Consider the following 14,940-nt stretch of genomic DNA (forward strand, 5'->3'; position numbering starts at 1 on the left):
TGCGCCGATGGTAGTGTGGCTCAAGCCATGCGAGAGTAGGTCATCGCCAGGGGCTTTACCCGAAACCCTCAGTCCAACAGGACTGAGGGTTTCTTTTTGTGCGAAATTTAGCCAAAGCCAAAGCCAAAGCCAAAGCCGAAGCCAGAGCTAAAGCCAGAGCCAGAGCCAGAGGCAGAGCTGAAGCCGAGTAGCGCCAGGGCAATCAAACACTCGGACGCTCCAGGCGCAATCGAGCATCGTAACGAGGCTGGGGCGACGAGCTGGATTTACTGCCGTTGGTCACCATATTGAATCGGTGTCGGTGCACCGCCGGCCTGGCCAATTGGAGACCTGCATGCCCGAGCTGCCCGAAGTCGAAACCACCTTGCGTGGACTGGCTCCGCATCTGGTTGGCCAACGCATCCATGGCGTCATCCTGCGACGCCCCGACCTGCGCTGGCCCATTCCCGAGCAGATCGAGCGCTTGTTGCCCGGTGCGACCATCACCGATGTGCGTCGCCGGGCCAAATACCTGTTGATCGATACAGATGCCGGCGGCAGCGCGCTGCTGCATCTTGGAATGTCCGGAAGCCTGCGCGTCTTACCCGGCGATACCCCGCCGCGGGCGCACGATCACGTGGATATCAGCCTGGAAAATGGCCGTGTCCTGCGCTTCAACGATCCGCGTCGGTTTGGTTGCCTGTTGTGGCAGAGCGATGCACACGTGCACGATCTGCTGGCGGCACTCGGCCCGGAACCCTTATCGGATGCATTTACTGGCGATTATCTGCATGCATTGGCGCATGGCCGGCGCGCGGCAGTGAAAACCTTTCTGATGGATCAGGCGGTCGTCGTCGGCGTGGGGAATATCTATGCGGCAGAAAGCCTGCATCGCGCCGGAATCAGCCCATTACGCGAAGCGGGCAAAGTGTCGTTGGACCGTTACCGGCGTCTGGCCACGGCAGTGAAAGACATCCTCGGTTACGCCATCCAGCGTGGCGGAACCACGCTGCGCGATTTCATCAGCCCGGACGGGGCGCCCGGTTACTTCGAGCAGGAACTCACGGTGTATGGGCGCGAGGGTGAAACCTGCAAGCAGTGTGGACGTGTGTTGAAACACGCCACGATCGGGCAACGTGCGACGGTGTGGTGCAGCAGTTGCCAACGTTGAACGCCGGACAGGTGACCCACGCTGATCGAAACACCAGCCTCCAGTTCTGGATCAGTGACGACCGCTGGCCGTTAGCCCTCGGATAACAGCAAACGGGACCTTGGAGCCACAGTGGCCGATTGCTTGATGGTGCGTTGCCGTGCATCGCGCCACAATCGTGACGTCCTGCGATTGGAGCCGTCCATGCCTGCCTCACTGCGCTACTTAACGCCAATCATGTTTGTGGGTACATCAGCGTTGCCGCTGGCAACAGGCGCATGCGCGGATGAGCTTATGTCCAGCACCAAACCCGCAGTTGAGCGCATCCAGTTGCACAACGGGGTTGTTGAACTCAGTGCCACGCCCGCGTTCGGTGGGCGCGTGCTGTCCTTCAATTTGCGTGGACACCCCAACGTGTTGAAGACCGGCGAGGCGGTTGATCAGCAGCCCGCGCCAGAAGTGTCCGCGACTGCAGGCGATATCCCGTACCTCGGCCACGATGTCTGGGTAGGGCCGCAGAGTCAGTGGTGGGTGCATCAACAGGTCAACCCGACACGTAAGGCGGCCACCGCAGTTTGGCCACCGGATCCGTATCTGTCGTTGGCAACCACACGTGCAGTCACGCGTAGTGACGATCAACTGATCCTGGAAGGCGTGCCCAGTCCGGTCACCGGCGTGCAGCTACGCAAGCGGGTGACTCTTGCATCCACGCGTGCCGATACCGTGGAGGTAGAAGCAATCGCTCGGAATATTCGCAAGGAGTCGATCACCTGGGATCTGTGGTTCAACACGCGGGTCGCGGCGGGCACGCGTGTATTCGTACCGGTTGCCGACGCGGCAGACATTCGCCTCCAGCCGCCGACCGAGGCCGGTACGGTTGCGCCGGCCTACCGGCATCACGGCGGCGTGTTTGCATTGCGTGCCGATGCACGTCAGGACGGGCTGATTCAGCGTGGCAAGGTGTTGTTGCAGCCTTCGGCAGGCTGGATGGCAGGCTTTGCGGGCGACCAGGTGCTGGTGATCCGCTTTGCGCACCAGCCGCTGTCCGCGATCCATCCGGAGCAAGGGCAGGTGGAGCTGTATCTGGACGCGCCGCCGCAGCATCCCGAGCGCGGGCTGCTGGAAATGGAAGTGCACGCGCCGTACCGGCGGCTGGCGCCGGACGAGCGCATGCAGGCGAACGAGCAATGGACCTTGCTGCGCTACACCGGACCCGACGTGCAGCAGGCGCAACATCAGTTCCTGTGCAGCAAGGCGCAGGAGCTGCAGCTGACCAATGCGTGCGCGCCTTCGTCTGCCGCGCCCTGACCTCCGCATTCACCTCCGTGCCGAGCTGTGGCTATGATGGCGGCCATTCCCTGAGCAGACCGATGCGCATGCAACGACGCCACTTCCTGAAGAATGCCGCCGCCGCATTGGCCGCGCTCGGTTTGCCGGCGCTGCCGCAGTGGGCGTTGGCGGCCAAGGCCGTTGGTCTGCGTCGCCTGGGGCAGCCGCAGCCATTCGACTATGGCTGGCTCAAGGGGCAGGCGCGTGCGTTGGCCACGGCGCCTTACAAGAGCCATAAGCAGCTGCTTCCGGGGTCGTTGGAGGCGTTGAACTGGGATCAATACCAGTCGATCCGCTACCGCCAGGACCATGCGCTATGGGCGGACGGCAACGGCAAGTTCCAGGCGAAGTTCTTTCATCTGGGGCTGTATTTCCACACCCCCGTGCATATCTACGACATCGTCGATGGAAAGGCGCAGCAACTTGCCTACGACCCGGCGGCGTTCGATTACGGCAGCAGCGGGCTGGGCGGCAAGCAGTTGCCCAAGGACCTGGGCTTTGCCGGGTTCCGTCTCAATACGCGCAAGGACACCGATCGCGATTTCTCGGCCTTCCTGGGCGCGAGCTATTTCCGTGCGGTCGGCAAGGAAGGCCAGTACGGGCAGTCGGCGCGCGGGCTGGCGATCGACACCGGTACCGGTGGGCCGGAGGAGTTCCCGGACTTCATTGCCTATTACCTGGAGCAGCCGGCCGACGATTCGAACACCGTGGTGGTGTACGGGCTGCTGGATTCGCCCAGCGTTGCCGGTGCGTATCGCTTCGCCATCACCAATGGCGAAGTGCTGGTGATGGAGATCGACAGCGCGCTCTACCCGCGCAAGACCATCGAACGGCTGGGCATCGGCCCGTGCACCAGCATGTACCAGGTCGGCGAAAACGATCGCCGCATGGACTGGGACTGGCGGCCGGAAATCCACGACACCGATGGCCTGGCGATGTGGACCGGCGGTGGCGAGTGGATCTGGCGGCCGCTGTGCAACCCGCTGCAGCTGCGCTTCAACATGTTCGTCGATGAGAATCCGCGCGGATTCGGCCTGCTGCAGCGCGATCGCAACTTCGACCATTACCAGGACGACGGCGTGTTCTACGAGAAGCGCCCCTGCCTGTGGGTGGAACCCAAGAACGGCTGGGGCAAGGGCTCGGTGCAGCTGGTCGAGATTCCGACCGTGGACGAGACCTTCGACAACATCGTGGCGTTCTGGAATCCGCAGGACAAGCCGCAGCCGGGGCAAGAGTTGCTGATGGGGTACCGGTTGTATTGGGGTGCGCATCCGCCGGCCAGCTCGCCGCTGGCGCATTGCGTGGCCACGCGCACCGGCCTGGGCGGCATCGTCGGGCAGAAGCGCAGCCATTTCTCGTGGCGGTTTGCGGTGGATTTTGCCGGGGGCGAACTGGCGGCGTTGGCCAAGGACCCCAAAGCCAAGGTCGAGGCCATCCTCCAGGTGTCGCGTGGCAGCACCGAGATCGTGTCGGCGCGTCCGCTGCATGAGCTCAAGGGCTACCGGGCGATGTTCGACCTGGTGCCGCCGGATGACAGCACCCGGCAGATCGATATCCGCCTGTTCCTGCGCGCCAACGGCAAGCCGCTGACCGAAACCTGGCTGTACCAGTGGACGCCGCCGCCGGCGAGCGAGCGCAAGGTCTACTAGCGCACAGGGACGTCGCGCGACCGATAAGGTGGGCGACTGTCACGCAGGTGCGGATGGCGCAGTGACGACAGGCCGCCGATTTCGAATGGCGACCGCGGCTGCGTTACAGCCGCAAAGTCGCGGATGCGTCGCCCAGGCGCCGCGGACTCAGGCCGACGTCGAGCTGTTGACCAACTGCATGCGCGCACGCGGACGCACGCAGGCCAGGTCCACCCGGAAGCAGGTGCCGTCCTTGCCGCTGAGGATGCGCAGTTCGCCCTGATGGGCCCGGGCGATCTGGGCGGCCATGTGCAGGCCCAGATCCACTTCGGGCAAGGCGCGTCCGCCAGTGTGCACGTGGGTGGAGGCCTGCAGCACGTCGAGCCGGCGCGGATCGATCCCGTCCAGATTGCAGACCTCGATGCGCAGGCGGCCCTGCTCGGTGACCGCGACCGCCTTGATCAGCGAACTTTGTTGCCCCTGCACCACGGCGTTGATCATCAGGCTGCCGAACATCTGTGCCAGGCGCACCGCATCGCCATGCACCGGCTCGTCGATGGCCACATGCGTGGACAACACCTGGTTCGGATACGCGGCGCGGGTTTCGTCGACGACCTGCGACAAGGCATCGAGCAGATCGCTGCCGTTGCCGTAGTCCAGTTGCAGCCAGTCGCGTTCGATACCGCGCGCGAAATCGTTGGCGAAGTCGATCAGTTCTTCCATGCGCCGCAGGCTGCGCTGCATCGACCGGATCGCGCCGCCCTGGCGCTGGTTGAGCGGGTCGATCGCCAGCATGTCCACCACCGCATGCATGGACTGCAGTGGGTTACGTAGATCGTGGCCAAGGATGCCGATGAATTCTTCGCGCAGGCGCGCGGAGGCGCCGATACGCCCCAGTTCGCTGCGTGCGCGCCGCGATTCCTGCGCGCTCTCTTCGGCGCGCTGCTCGGCCTGGATCTGCGCTGCCAGCAGTTGCGCCAGCAGCTCGACCTTTTCCACCATCGGCGCATCCATGACGCGCGGCAGCGGGTCCAGCGCGCACAAGGTGCCGAACACGCTGCCGTCGTCGAATTTGATCGGCACCGACACATAGCTCTCGAAGCCATACAGCCGCGGCGTGGGGTGGTCGCGGAAGACGGGGTGCTCGGAGGCATGGCCGAACCACAAGGCGTTGCCCTGGGTACGCACGCTGTCGCAGAAGGTGGTGACCAGGGGCAGCTCGTCGCCGGGCGCCAGGCCGAACGACAGCTCGTCGCGGACCTGGCAGGTGATCCAGCGCGTATCGGTCACGCGCGCAACAGCCGCGAACCCCATGCCGGTCAGACGGGTGAGAATGGTCAGGACATCCGGGACCGACGATAGCCGGCCAACACGCGCGATATCTGCGCGTAACTCGGGAGGAAGCGGACCCATGAATTGCCTCCCGACAAGTGGATGGTCGCCAGTTTACAGGACTGCGGTTGCGCCTGGTTGCGCGTGGATCGCTGCAACGGCACGGCAACGATACGCCTGTTGATGTGTAGCGGAAATACAGCGGCGATCGAATGCCTGCAGGGGTTTAGCGGCGCATCACACGTGCATACCGGGGCAATGCGTCGATAGCGTTTCGGCTGAATTCTTCAGCCCGTCCCCGTGCCGGTTTCCCTGTCCGACGAGCCCGCAGGCGGCAGCGGCAACGCGATCTGCAGCGGGTCGATGCGGCCTTCGCCACGCATGATCTTCTTGAACTCGGCGCGGCTGACCGACACGTAGCGCTCGTTGCCGCCGATCTCCACCTGCGGGCCGTCCTGCACGGCGTGGCCTTGCGCATCCACGCGTACGGTCATGGTGGCCTTGCTGCCGCTGTGGCAGATGGTCTTGATCTCCTCCAGCTCGTCGGCCCAGGCCAGCAGGAACTGGCTGCCCTCGAACAGCTCGCCGCGGAAGTCGGTGCGCAGGCCGTAGCACAGCACCGGAATGCGCAGGCGGTCGACCACCTCGCTCAACTGCCAGACCTGGCCACGGTTGAGGAACTGCGCCTCGTCCACCAGCACGCAATGCAGCGCGCCTTCGGCCTGGATGTCGCGTTCGATCAGTTGCTGCAACTCGGTGCCGCGATCGAAGGTGCGCCCGTCCGCGCGCAGGCCGATCCGCGAGGCCACCACGCCGCTGCCGGCGCGGTGATCGAGCTTGGGCGTGAGGATCAAGGTGCGCATGCCGCGTTCGCGGTAGTTGTGCGCCGACTGCAGCAAGGTGGTGGTCTTGCCGGCATTCATTGCCGAGTAGTAGAAGTAGAGCTTGGCCATTGGTGGATTTTACCGGGCCGGGCGGCCGGCGGTGACGGCCATCTGCATGAACCGGTGGCGCAGGCCTGCCCGGCGCGGCGCCGTTACAATGGCCTGCTCTGTTGGAAGCCTCTATGCACGGTCTCAATCCCCCGCAAAGCGCCGCAGTGTTGCACTGCGAAGGTCCCTTGTTGGTGCTGGCCGGTGCCGGCAGCGGCAAGACGCGCGTGATCGTGGAGAAGATCGCGCACCTGATCGCCACCGGCCGCTATCCGGCCAAGCGCATCGCCGCGATCACCTTCACCAACAAGTCGGCCAAGGAGATGCGCGAGCGTGTGGCCAAGCGCATCCGTGGCGATGGCGCCGATGGCCTGACCATCTGTACCTTCCACGCGCTGGGGCTGAAGTTCCTGCAGATCGAGCACGCCGCTGCCGGCTTGAAGCGCGGCTTTTCGATCTTCGATTCCGACGATGCCGCCGCCCAGATCAAGGACCTGATGCACGGCGCCAAGCCCGATGCGATCGAAGATGCCAAGAACCTGATCTCGCGCGCCAAGAACGCCGGCCTGTCACCCGAACAGGCGATGGCGGCGGCACGCAGCAACCGCGAAAAGGAAGCCGCCAGCCTGTACGAGCGCTACCAGGCGCGGCTGACCACCTTCAACGCAGTGGACTTCGACGACCTGATCCGCCTGCCGGTGCAGATCCTGGAGGCCAACGAAGAGATCGTGATGGGCTGGCGCGAGCGCATCGGCTACCTGCTGGTGGACGAGTGCCAGGACACCAACGATGCGCAGTACCGGCTGCTGAAAATGCTGGCCGGGCCGCGCGGCAACTTCACCTGCGTGGGCGACGACGATCAGAGCATCTACGCCTGGCGCGGTGCCAATCCGGAAAACCTGCAGCAGATGGGGCGCGATTATCCGGCGCTGGAAATCATCAAGCTGGAACAGAATTACCGCTGCTCCAACCGCGTGCTGCGTGCGGCCAATGCCTTGATCGCGCACAACCCGCACGAGCATTTGAAGACCTTGTGGAGCGATCAGGCCGACGGCGAGCGCATCCGCGTGTGGGAATGCCGCGACAGCGAGCACGAAGCGGAAAAGGTCGCCGCCGAGATCTCGTTCCTCGGCACCGCCAAGCAGGTGCCGTGGAGCGATTTCTGCATCCTGTTTCGCGGCAATTTCCAATCGCGGCCGTTGGAAAAGGCGCTGCAGCTGCTGCGCGTGCCGTATCACCTGACCGGCGGCACTGCGTTTCTGGAGCGGCAGGAAGTCAAGGACGTGCTGTCGTGGTTGCGGCTGATCGTCAACCCCGAAGATGACGCGGCGTTTTTGCGCGCGGTGCAGTCGCCCAAGCGCGAGGTCGGTGCGACCTCGCTGGCGCGGCTGGCCGAGCTTGCCAGTGCGAAGTCGGTGCCGATGTCGCGCGCGGCCGAGTCGATGGGCGCGCTGCAGCACCTGCCGCCGCGTGCGGCCAATGGCCTGAGTGCGTTCACCGATATCCTGCGCGATATGCGCGAGCATTCGGCCAGGCTGCCGGCGGGGGAACTGGTGCGCATGCTGGCCGACAAATCCGGCCTGCTCAACGACCTGCGCAATCAGTCCAAGGACGAAACCGGCTTCCAGCGGCGCAAGCGCAATCTGGACGAGCTGGCCGAGTGGTTCGAAGGCGGGCCGCGTGGTGCAAGTGCCAGCGATCTGGCCGCGCAGCTGGCGTTGTTGTCGCGCAACGACAAGGACGATGGCGGCAACCAGGTACGCATGATGACCATGCACGCGTCCAAGGGCCTGGAATTCCGTTACGTGTTCATCGTCGGCTGCGAGGACGGCGTGCTGCCGCATGAAGTGAGCCTGGAAGAAGGCAACCTGCAGGAAGAGCGCCGGCTGCTGTATGTGGGCATCACCCGGGCCAAGGAGCAGCTGTGGATGAGCCACAGCAAATTGACGCGCAAGTTCGGCGAGCATGTGCGGCTCAAGCCCAGCCGCTTCTTCGACGAGATCCCGGCCGAAGAATTGCAGCGCGATGGTGCCGACCCAGTGGCCGATGCCGAGCGCAAGAAAGAGCGCGCCAGTGCGGGCTTGGCGGCGATCCAGGCGTTGTTCGACTAGCGGTTGTTGCGTACCGCGCAGGCTTGCCAGCGACACGCCTGCACGGCAGTCTGGTTTGCCCTGATGCTGGAGTGCGCCGTGACTGACGTGATCGAAACCCCGCGTTTGCGCCTGCGGACATTGGATCCCGAGCGCGATGCCGACGCAGTGCTGACGCTGGTCAACGACCCCGGCTTCATCGCCGGCATCAACGACCGCGGTGTGCGCACCCGCGAGCAGGCGCGTGATCATCTGCGTGAGTGGGCGCAGGCGCACCAGGAAAAATACGGCTTTGCGCACTGGGCGGTGGAGACGCGCGCGGAAGGGGCGTTTGCCGGCACATTGGGGTTGTTGTGCCGCGATACCTTGCCGATGCCGCATATCGGCTTTGCGCTGCTGCCCGAGCACCGCGGCAAGGGCTATGTCAGCGAGGCCGGGCGCGCGGTGCTGGACCATGCGCGTGATGTGCTGGGGTTGCCGCAGTTGTGCGCGATCGTGTCGCCGGACAATGCCGATTCGATTCGCGCGCTGGAAAAACTTGGGTTGCAGCGGCAAGGCCTGCGCGTGTTGAGCCAGGAGGACCATCCGGTGCTGTATTACACGATCGCGCTCGCTCCGGCCGACATGGACAGCCGGGCAGGCCTGCGGCACCCTGGCGGCGACTCTCACCGCTGAACGCGGCCGACACAACGCAGCAAACAGTCGTCAGCGTGGCGGGCACGGCGCGCAGGCACTTCGGTAGACGAACGGCGCAGCGACTCCGCACCGCACCTGCCTGGCGATAAGCGCCGTCGTTGTGTCCGTCGCCCCAACAAGGACACTTGCATGCCATTGCTGGTCAACGCCTATTCCACACTGCGCGAGCCGTTGTGGCCGGATTTCCTGCCGCGCGTCGCCGTGCAGCACCGCGACCACGCCGATCCGGAATTGGCCACGCATCTGCATGGTTTCGTCGGCTACGTGAGTCAGGCCGGCGACGGCCAGATGACTCAGCCGCGCTATCACCTGATGCGGCATGTGCAGCGGGTGCGCCAGCACTTCACCTTCGAGGTCGACGATGCGGCTTTCGGGGAATTGGCGCAATGGGCCGAGCAGGCCAATGCGGTGTGTTTTCTGGCCGATGGCAGCGTGCGCGACCCGCAGGGGCGGGTGCTGATCAGCCAGGGCGAGCCGGCGATCGATGAGCAGGCGCAGGTGCCGTATCCGCCGGATGCCTTGCAGCGGCGTGCGCAGCAACTCGCGCAGCTGACCGCGCAAGGCATTCGCGTGCCACCCAGCCTGCCGCCGGTGCCTGGCGAGGCCGAAGCACGGGTGCGCGATGCGGAGGCGGTGACGCAGCGCATGCTGGCGTTGTTTGCGGTGGCCTTGCGTGCGGAGATGCTGGCCGCCGGCGATGCGCCACCGGCGTTGGAAGCGATGGACACCCGCCTGCCCGGTGTGGCGGCGGCACTGTCGCCGCAGGAGCGCGCCTTTTTTGCCCAGCCTGCGCCGGAGCCCCAGCAGCTCGCCAACTTCGGCTGGCGCTACGAGAGCCTGGCCGTGCTGCAGTGGGCCCTGGGGCTGGCCGAGGCGCTGCCGGAGCCGACCGACCTGTGCGATGTGCCCCTGGCGGCCCAGCGCGCGCTGGAGCATGCCGAAGCCGCGACGCGGCCGTCGCTGACGCTACGGCCGGTGCCCGAGCTGCTGGATGCGCTGGACCGGCACTTGCGCCTGCATTGGGCGGTGCGCCAGGCCGGCCAGAGCGAGCAACCGCCACCGGCCGGCATCGTGCCGGGCGTGGTCTACGAGCGTCACTACACCCTCAACTGGCTGCTGCACTTCGAAGACGCCGACTGGGATGAGGTGGATACGCCGACGTAAGCGGGCCGGCCGCACGCTGCGCCGTCACTGCGCGGCCTGCGCGTCGTCTGGCGGTCTGGCTGGTCGTTGCGTGCTTTGCGCCCCGCGCAGGGGTCGATGTGAAGCGGGCATCTCCAGGTGCGGACCGTCGCGCTAGGCGCCAGCCGCCTCCAGGCGCGCCTGCACGGCGGCCAGCGCATCCTGCAGCTCGGCGACGGTGGCTTCCAGCGTTTGTACGCGCGCTTCCAGCTCGCTGCTGTCGGCACTGCTGCGGGGGCCTGGCGCAGCGCGTGCCGCCGCGGCCTGCAGTGCGTCCAGATCCAGCTCGCCGCTGAGCAGATGCATGTAGCGGTCCTCGCGCTGGCCGCTGGCACGCGGCAGTTGCACCGCCAGGCCGCGCTGGATGAGCCGGTCCAGATGGTGGCGTACGTCGTCGGCATCGTTGAAGCGCGCCAGCCGCTCGCTACGCGCGAACAGCTCGCCCAGCGTCTGCGGGCCGCGCAGCAGCAACAGGCCGATCAGGGCCACCTGCTGGCGGGTCAGGTCCAGCACGCTGCCCAGCCGGTGTTCGTAACGCTCGGCGCGCGAGGAGAACTGCTGGCGGACCAGCCCCAGGGTTTCGAGTTGACGCAGGGCGTGATGCACCACGCCTGTCTGCAGGTTCAGCACCGGCTCGCGTGCGGTCTTCTGGTTGGCGGCCACCTGCGCGGCATTGACCGTGAGCGGATACGCATCCGGCGTGGTCGCCTCTTTTTCGATCAGGCAGCCGAGCACGCGGGCCTGGGCGGTATCGAGGACGGGCGGGGAAGGTGCATCTGTCATGGGGCGACTCCGGGGCAATCAGCGCACAAGCATATGCCGATCCTGTATCGGCGTTCTTCAGGCCGCGATCCCATGCAGGGCAGCCAGAGCGGCAACGGGATCGAAGCGGCCGTCAGTCGTTGAAGGCGCATGAAGCACGCGTGCAACGCCAGCAAATCCCACGGTGACCACGTCGCCGTGCGTGCGCACGTGCCGCTGCCCGCAGCACTGCTGTCGGCCAGAGCGGGCGGCGCGGCGCGAACCCGCTAAAATCGCGGTCTTCATTGCCGCTCCTGTCCTGGTGGATGCCATGCGCCCCTCGCTTTACGCCCCGTTGTCCCTGCTCGCCTGCACTGCGCTGGCCCTGAGCGCCTGCAAACCCGGCGACAAGGAGCTGGCGCAGCGCGCGCAGGACGCCGCCGTGTCCGCCAATGCGGCCGCCGGCGCCGCCGCAGCCAAGACCGCCACGCCGCCCGCAGCCGCCACCGTGCCGGCCGGCGACGACAACCTCAACGCAGTGTTGTGGATGCAGCGCTCGGAGGAATACCGCGCCGTGGCCGAGCAGACCTACCGCGCCGCTGCCGACAAGCTGGACGCTGCGCTGAAGCAGCCCAACTGGGACGCGCTGGTGCCCGAGGAACGCGGCAATGCCGCCACCGGGCTGAAGCCGGCGGTGGTGCTGGACGTGGACGAGACGGTGCTGGACAACTCGCCGTACCAGGCGCGCCTGCTGCGCGACGGCAAGGAATACGACGAGCTGAGTTGGGACCAGTGGGTGGCCGAGAAGAAGGCCAAGCCGATCCCGGGCGTGGTGGATTTCGCCAAGGCCGCCAACGCTCGCGGCATCACCCTGGTCTACATCTCCAACCGCGCCGTGCACCTGAAGGACGCCACGCTTGCCAACCTGCGCAGCGTCGGGCTGCCGGTGGCCGATGACAGCGTGTTTCTGGGCCTTGGCACCGTGGTCCAGGGCTGCGAGCAGAACGGCAGCGAGAAGAACTGCCGGCGCCAGTTGGCCGGCCAGAAATACCGCGTGCTGATGCAGTTCGGCGACCAGTTGGGCGACTTCGTGCAGGTCACCGCCAACACCGGCCAGGCGCGTGGCGCGCTGCTGCAGCAGTACCACGACTGGTTCGGCGAGCGCTGGTGGATGCTGCCCAACCCCAGCTACGGCGGCTGGGAGCCGGCGCAGTTCAACAACGATTACGCCCAGCCCTGGCAGCAGCGCCACGATGCCAAGCGCGCCGCGCTGGAGGTGGCCCGATGAGCCGCGCCCCGTTGCCGCTGGCCGCGCACGAGCGGCTGATCTTCGCGCTGGATGTGCCCGGCCACGACGAGGCGATCGCCTGGGTCGACCGCCTGGGCGAGTCGGTGTCCTTCTACAAGATCGGCATGGAACTGCTGGCCTCCGGCGAGTATTTCCAGGTACTCGACGCCCTGGCCAGGCGCGACAAGCGCGTGTTCGTGGACCTGAAGTTCTTCGACATCCCGGCCACCGTGGCCGGCACCATCCGCCGCCTTGCGCAGTGGCCGGTGAGCTATTGCACCGTGCACGGCTGGCACGCCGGCATGCTGCAGGCCGCCGCCGAGGCCAACCACGGCGACATGCGCCTGCTGGCGGTGACCGTGCTGACCTCGATGGGCCGGCCGGACCTGGCGGCGATGGGCATCGACCGCGAACCGGTGGAGGTGGTGGTGGAGCGCGCGCTGGCCGCGCAGGCCGCCGGCATCGACGGGGTGATCGCCTCCGGCCAGGAGGCCGGCCCGATCCGTAGCGCCACCGGCGCGGGGTTTTCAATCGTCTGCCCCGGCATCCGCCCAGGCGGCCCGGTCGGCGACGATCAGCAACGCACCGTGGGTGTGGCGCAGGCCTTCCACGACGGCGCCGATGCCATCGTGGTCGGCCGGCCGATCCGCCTGGCGGCCCATCCGGCCGCTGCGGCGAATGCGATCCAGGCCGAGATCCAGGCAGTGCTGCGAGCGGAGCAGCACTGAAGGAGCATGGGTTGGTGCACGCTGCGCATGGTGCAAGCAAGCAAAATCAATAAGTTAAAGCGATAGAATTAAAGTGTTGCTTTAACGTTAAAGCCTGCGTACGATGCCCCTCGTCCGATGTCAGTCGGAAGCTGTGCCACTCATTGTCCACCGGGCTTGTCCCGGTTTTCGAAGGGATCGGGCCTTGTGCCCGGTCCTTTTTTTTGCCTGCCGATCGGTGCTTGCAGCGACTGCGTCGGCGGTGCCGTCGCTCAACGCGGCGCCGCTGCCTTGCAGTAGCGATCGATGAACTGCTGGTGGGTCGGCATGACGTCCACGCAGTGGCCGATGGTCTGCGCCACGCTGGCCAGGAAGCGTTCGGCGTCGTGATCGGGTACCTGGTCCACCAGCGGGTGGTAGCCCTGCGGCAGGATGCCCTGGCCGACCATCACCTGCACCCAGCTGATCTCGGCGAACATCTCCTCGGCATTGCGGTAGAAGCGCCCGCTGTCGCGGAACAGGTCCAGCGTGGTCTGCAGTTCCGGGGTGATCGGCATCGTGCGGCAGTGGCGCCAGAACGCGCTGTCGTCGCGCTCGGTGGCGTGGTAGTGCAGCACCAGGAAATCGCGGATGCGGTCGAACTCGAATGCCAGCCGGTCGTTGTAGCGCTGCACCAGCACCGGGCTGATGCCCTCGCGTGGAAACAGCTCCAGCAGCCGGGAAATGCCGGCCTGGATCAGATGGATGCTGGTCGATTCCAGCGGTTCCAGGAAGCCGCTGGCCAGGCCCAGCGCCACCACATTGCGGTTCCAGAACTGCTTGCGGCGCCCGGTGGTGAAGCGCAGCGGGCGCGGGTCGGCCAACGGCTTGCCGTCCAGGTTGGCCAGTAGCGTGGCGGCGGCTTCGTCGTCGCTGATGTGCGCGCTGGAGTACACATAGCCGTTGCCGGTGCGGTGCTGCAGCGGGATGCGCCACTGCCAGCCGGCCGCGCGCGCGGTGGAGCGCGTATACGGCGTGGGCGGGCCGACGTTTTCGCTCGGCACCGCCAGGGCGCGGTCGCAGGGCAGCCAATGGGTGAAGTCGTGGTAGCCGGTGTGCAGCGCTTCTTCGATCAACAGCCCACGGAAGCCGGAGCAGTCGATGAACAGGTCGCCGCTGACGACCTGCCCTGAGGCCAGCTGCAGCGATTGCACGTGGCCGCTGTCCGCATGCAGCTGCACCTGCTCGACCAGGCCTTCGATACGGGTGACGCCGCGCTGTTCGGCGTAAGTGCGCAAGAAGCGCGCGTACTGCGTGGCATCGAAGTGATACGCGTAGGCGATATTGGCCAGCGGCGAATTGGCCGGCACATCGCCGGCCGAGGTCATGAACTTGCCGCGCACCGCGGCCACGGTGTTGAGCGTATAGGCGCCCAACGGCTGCGCCTTGCCGCGCGCGTGCTGCTTGATCCAGTACTGGTGGAACGGCAGCAGCCCAAGCGGGTGCCCAATCTGGGTGCCGAAGCCATGGATGTACGACGTGCCGGGCCGCTGCCAGTCGACGAACTCGATGCCGAGCTTGAAGCTGCCCTGGGTCTGGCGGACGAACTCGGCTTCATCGATGCCGAGCAGGTTATTGAAGGCCTTGATGTGCGGCACGGTGGCCTCGCCGACGCCGACGGTGCCGAGCTGTTCGGACTCGATCAGCTGCACCTTGAAGCCGGGGCCGAGCACGCGCGCGAACGCCGCGGCGGCCATCCAGCCGGCGGTGCCACCGCCGACGATGACGATATTGCGGAGGGGAGCGGGGATCATGCCTGTGTGTTCCTGGGCAAAGATGGCGGACGGACAAACGAACGGGGCCAGCCGGCCCCGTTCGAACTACCACACGCCCACGTCGGCGCGTGT

At 66.2% G+C, this 14,940-nt stretch carries 13 protein-coding genes; 8 read left to right on the forward strand and 5 right to left on the reverse strand.

Annotated elements, in window-relative coordinates; translation table 11 throughout:
* The first annotated feature begins 334 nt into the window (after window positions 1-334).
* The 3 genes from mutM (at window position 335) to DYQ94_RS17520 (ending at window position 4,107) form a co-directional block, all read left to right on the forward strand.
* A complete protein-coding gene (gene mutM / locus DYQ94_RS17510) occupies window positions 335-1,150 on the forward strand; it encodes a bifunctional DNA-formamidopyrimidine glycosylase/DNA-(apurinic or apyrimidinic site) lyase (RefSeq protein WP_126966969.1) in 816 nt (271 codons plus the stop codon).
* Between the two features lie 183 nt (window positions 1,151-1,333).
* Window positions 1,334-2,437: a DUF4380 domain-containing protein gene (locus tag DYQ94_RS17515; RefSeq protein ID WP_160955256.1), complete on the forward strand. Its 1,104-nt coding sequence runs from the start codon at window positions 1,334-1,336 to the stop codon at window positions 2,435-2,437.
* A gap of 68 nt (window positions 2,438-2,505) precedes the next feature.
* Complete coding sequence (locus DYQ94_RS17520) at window positions 2,506-4,107, forward strand: OpgD/OpgG family glucan biosynthesis protein (RefSeq protein WP_160955255.1); 1,602 nt, start codon at window positions 2,506-2,508, stop codon at window positions 4,105-4,107.
* Between the two features lie 147 nt (window positions 4,108-4,254).
* Here the strand turns inward: DYQ94_RS17520 and DYQ94_RS17525 are convergent, their stop codons facing one another.
* A complete protein-coding gene (locus DYQ94_RS17525) occupies window positions 4,255-5,499 on the reverse strand; it encodes a GAF domain-containing sensor histidine kinase (RefSeq protein WP_024937659.1) in 1,245 nt (414 codons plus the stop codon).
* A 206-nt stretch (window positions 5,500-5,705) separates the two neighbouring features.
* Window positions 5,706-6,371 carry a thymidine kinase gene (locus DYQ94_RS17530; protein WP_024937658.1) on the reverse strand — a complete coding sequence of 222 codons (666 nt, stop codon included), beginning with the start codon at window positions 6,369-6,371 and terminating at the stop codon, window positions 5,706-5,708.
* A gap of 113 nt (window positions 6,372-6,484) precedes the next feature.
* On the opposite strand from DYQ94_RS17530, the gene rep reads away from it, so the two are divergent.
* From rep to DYQ94_RS17545, 3 genes are all read left to right on the forward strand, one after another.
* Window positions 6,485-8,461: a DNA helicase Rep gene (rep, locus tag DYQ94_RS17535; RefSeq protein WP_024937657.1), complete on the forward strand. Its 1,977-nt coding sequence runs from the start codon at window positions 6,485-6,487 to the stop codon at window positions 8,459-8,461.
* A 63-nt stretch (window positions 8,462-8,524) separates the two neighbouring features.
* Window positions 8,525-9,115, forward strand: coding sequence for a GNAT family N-acetyltransferase (locus DYQ94_RS17540; RefSeq protein ID WP_160955254.1), 591 nt, complete (start codon window positions 8,525-8,527; stop codon window positions 9,113-9,115).
* 150 nt (window positions 9,116-9,265) lie between these two features.
* Window positions 9,266-10,300, forward strand: coding sequence for a DUF4272 domain-containing protein (locus DYQ94_RS17545; RefSeq protein ID WP_160955253.1), 1,035 nt, complete (start codon window positions 9,266-9,268; stop codon window positions 10,298-10,300).
* A 132-nt stretch (window positions 10,301-10,432) separates the two neighbouring features.
* Here DYQ94_RS17545 and DYQ94_RS17550 read toward each other — a convergent pair whose 3' ends face one another.
* The gene (locus DYQ94_RS17550) at window positions 10,433-11,101 is read right to left on the reverse strand and encodes a YceH family protein (protein ID WP_160955252.1); all 669 of its coding nucleotides are present in this window, start codon (window positions 11,099-11,101) and stop codon (window positions 10,433-10,435) included.
* Between the two features lie 57 nt (window positions 11,102-11,158).
* Entirely contained in the window at window positions 11,159-11,365 is a 207-nt protein-coding gene (locus DYQ94_RS17555; RefSeq protein WP_160955251.1) for a hypothetical protein, read from the reverse strand.
* Between the two features lie 16 nt (window positions 11,366-11,381).
* On the opposite strand from DYQ94_RS17555, the gene DYQ94_RS17560 reads away from it, so the two are divergent.
* Entirely contained in the window at window positions 11,382-12,347 is a 966-nt protein-coding gene (locus DYQ94_RS17560; RefSeq protein ID WP_160955250.1) for a 5'-nucleotidase, lipoprotein e(P4) family, read from the forward strand.
* Window positions 12,344-13,075 (forward strand): orotidine-5'-phosphate decarboxylase, encoded by a 732-nt coding sequence (gene pyrF, locus DYQ94_RS17565; protein ID WP_160955249.1) that lies wholly within the window; start codon window positions 12,344-12,346, stop codon window positions 13,073-13,075. The genes DYQ94_RS17560 and pyrF overlap by 4 nt, the downstream gene beginning before the upstream one ends.
* A gap of 251 nt (window positions 13,076-13,326) precedes the next feature.
* On the opposite strand, the gene DYQ94_RS17570 is transcribed toward pyrF, so the two are convergent.
* Window positions 13,327-14,847 (reverse strand): tryptophan halogenase family protein, encoded by a 1,521-nt coding sequence (locus DYQ94_RS17570; RefSeq protein WP_104590377.1) that lies wholly within the window; start codon window positions 14,845-14,847, stop codon window positions 13,327-13,329.
* Between the last annotated feature and the right edge of the window lie 93 nt (window positions 14,848-14,940).

The sequence above is a fragment of the Xanthomonas sp. LMG 8993 genome (assembly GCF_009835065.2).
GTDB classification, from domain to species: domain Bacteria; phylum Pseudomonadota; class Gammaproteobacteria; order Xanthomonadales; family Xanthomonadaceae; genus Xanthomonas; species Xanthomonas arboricola.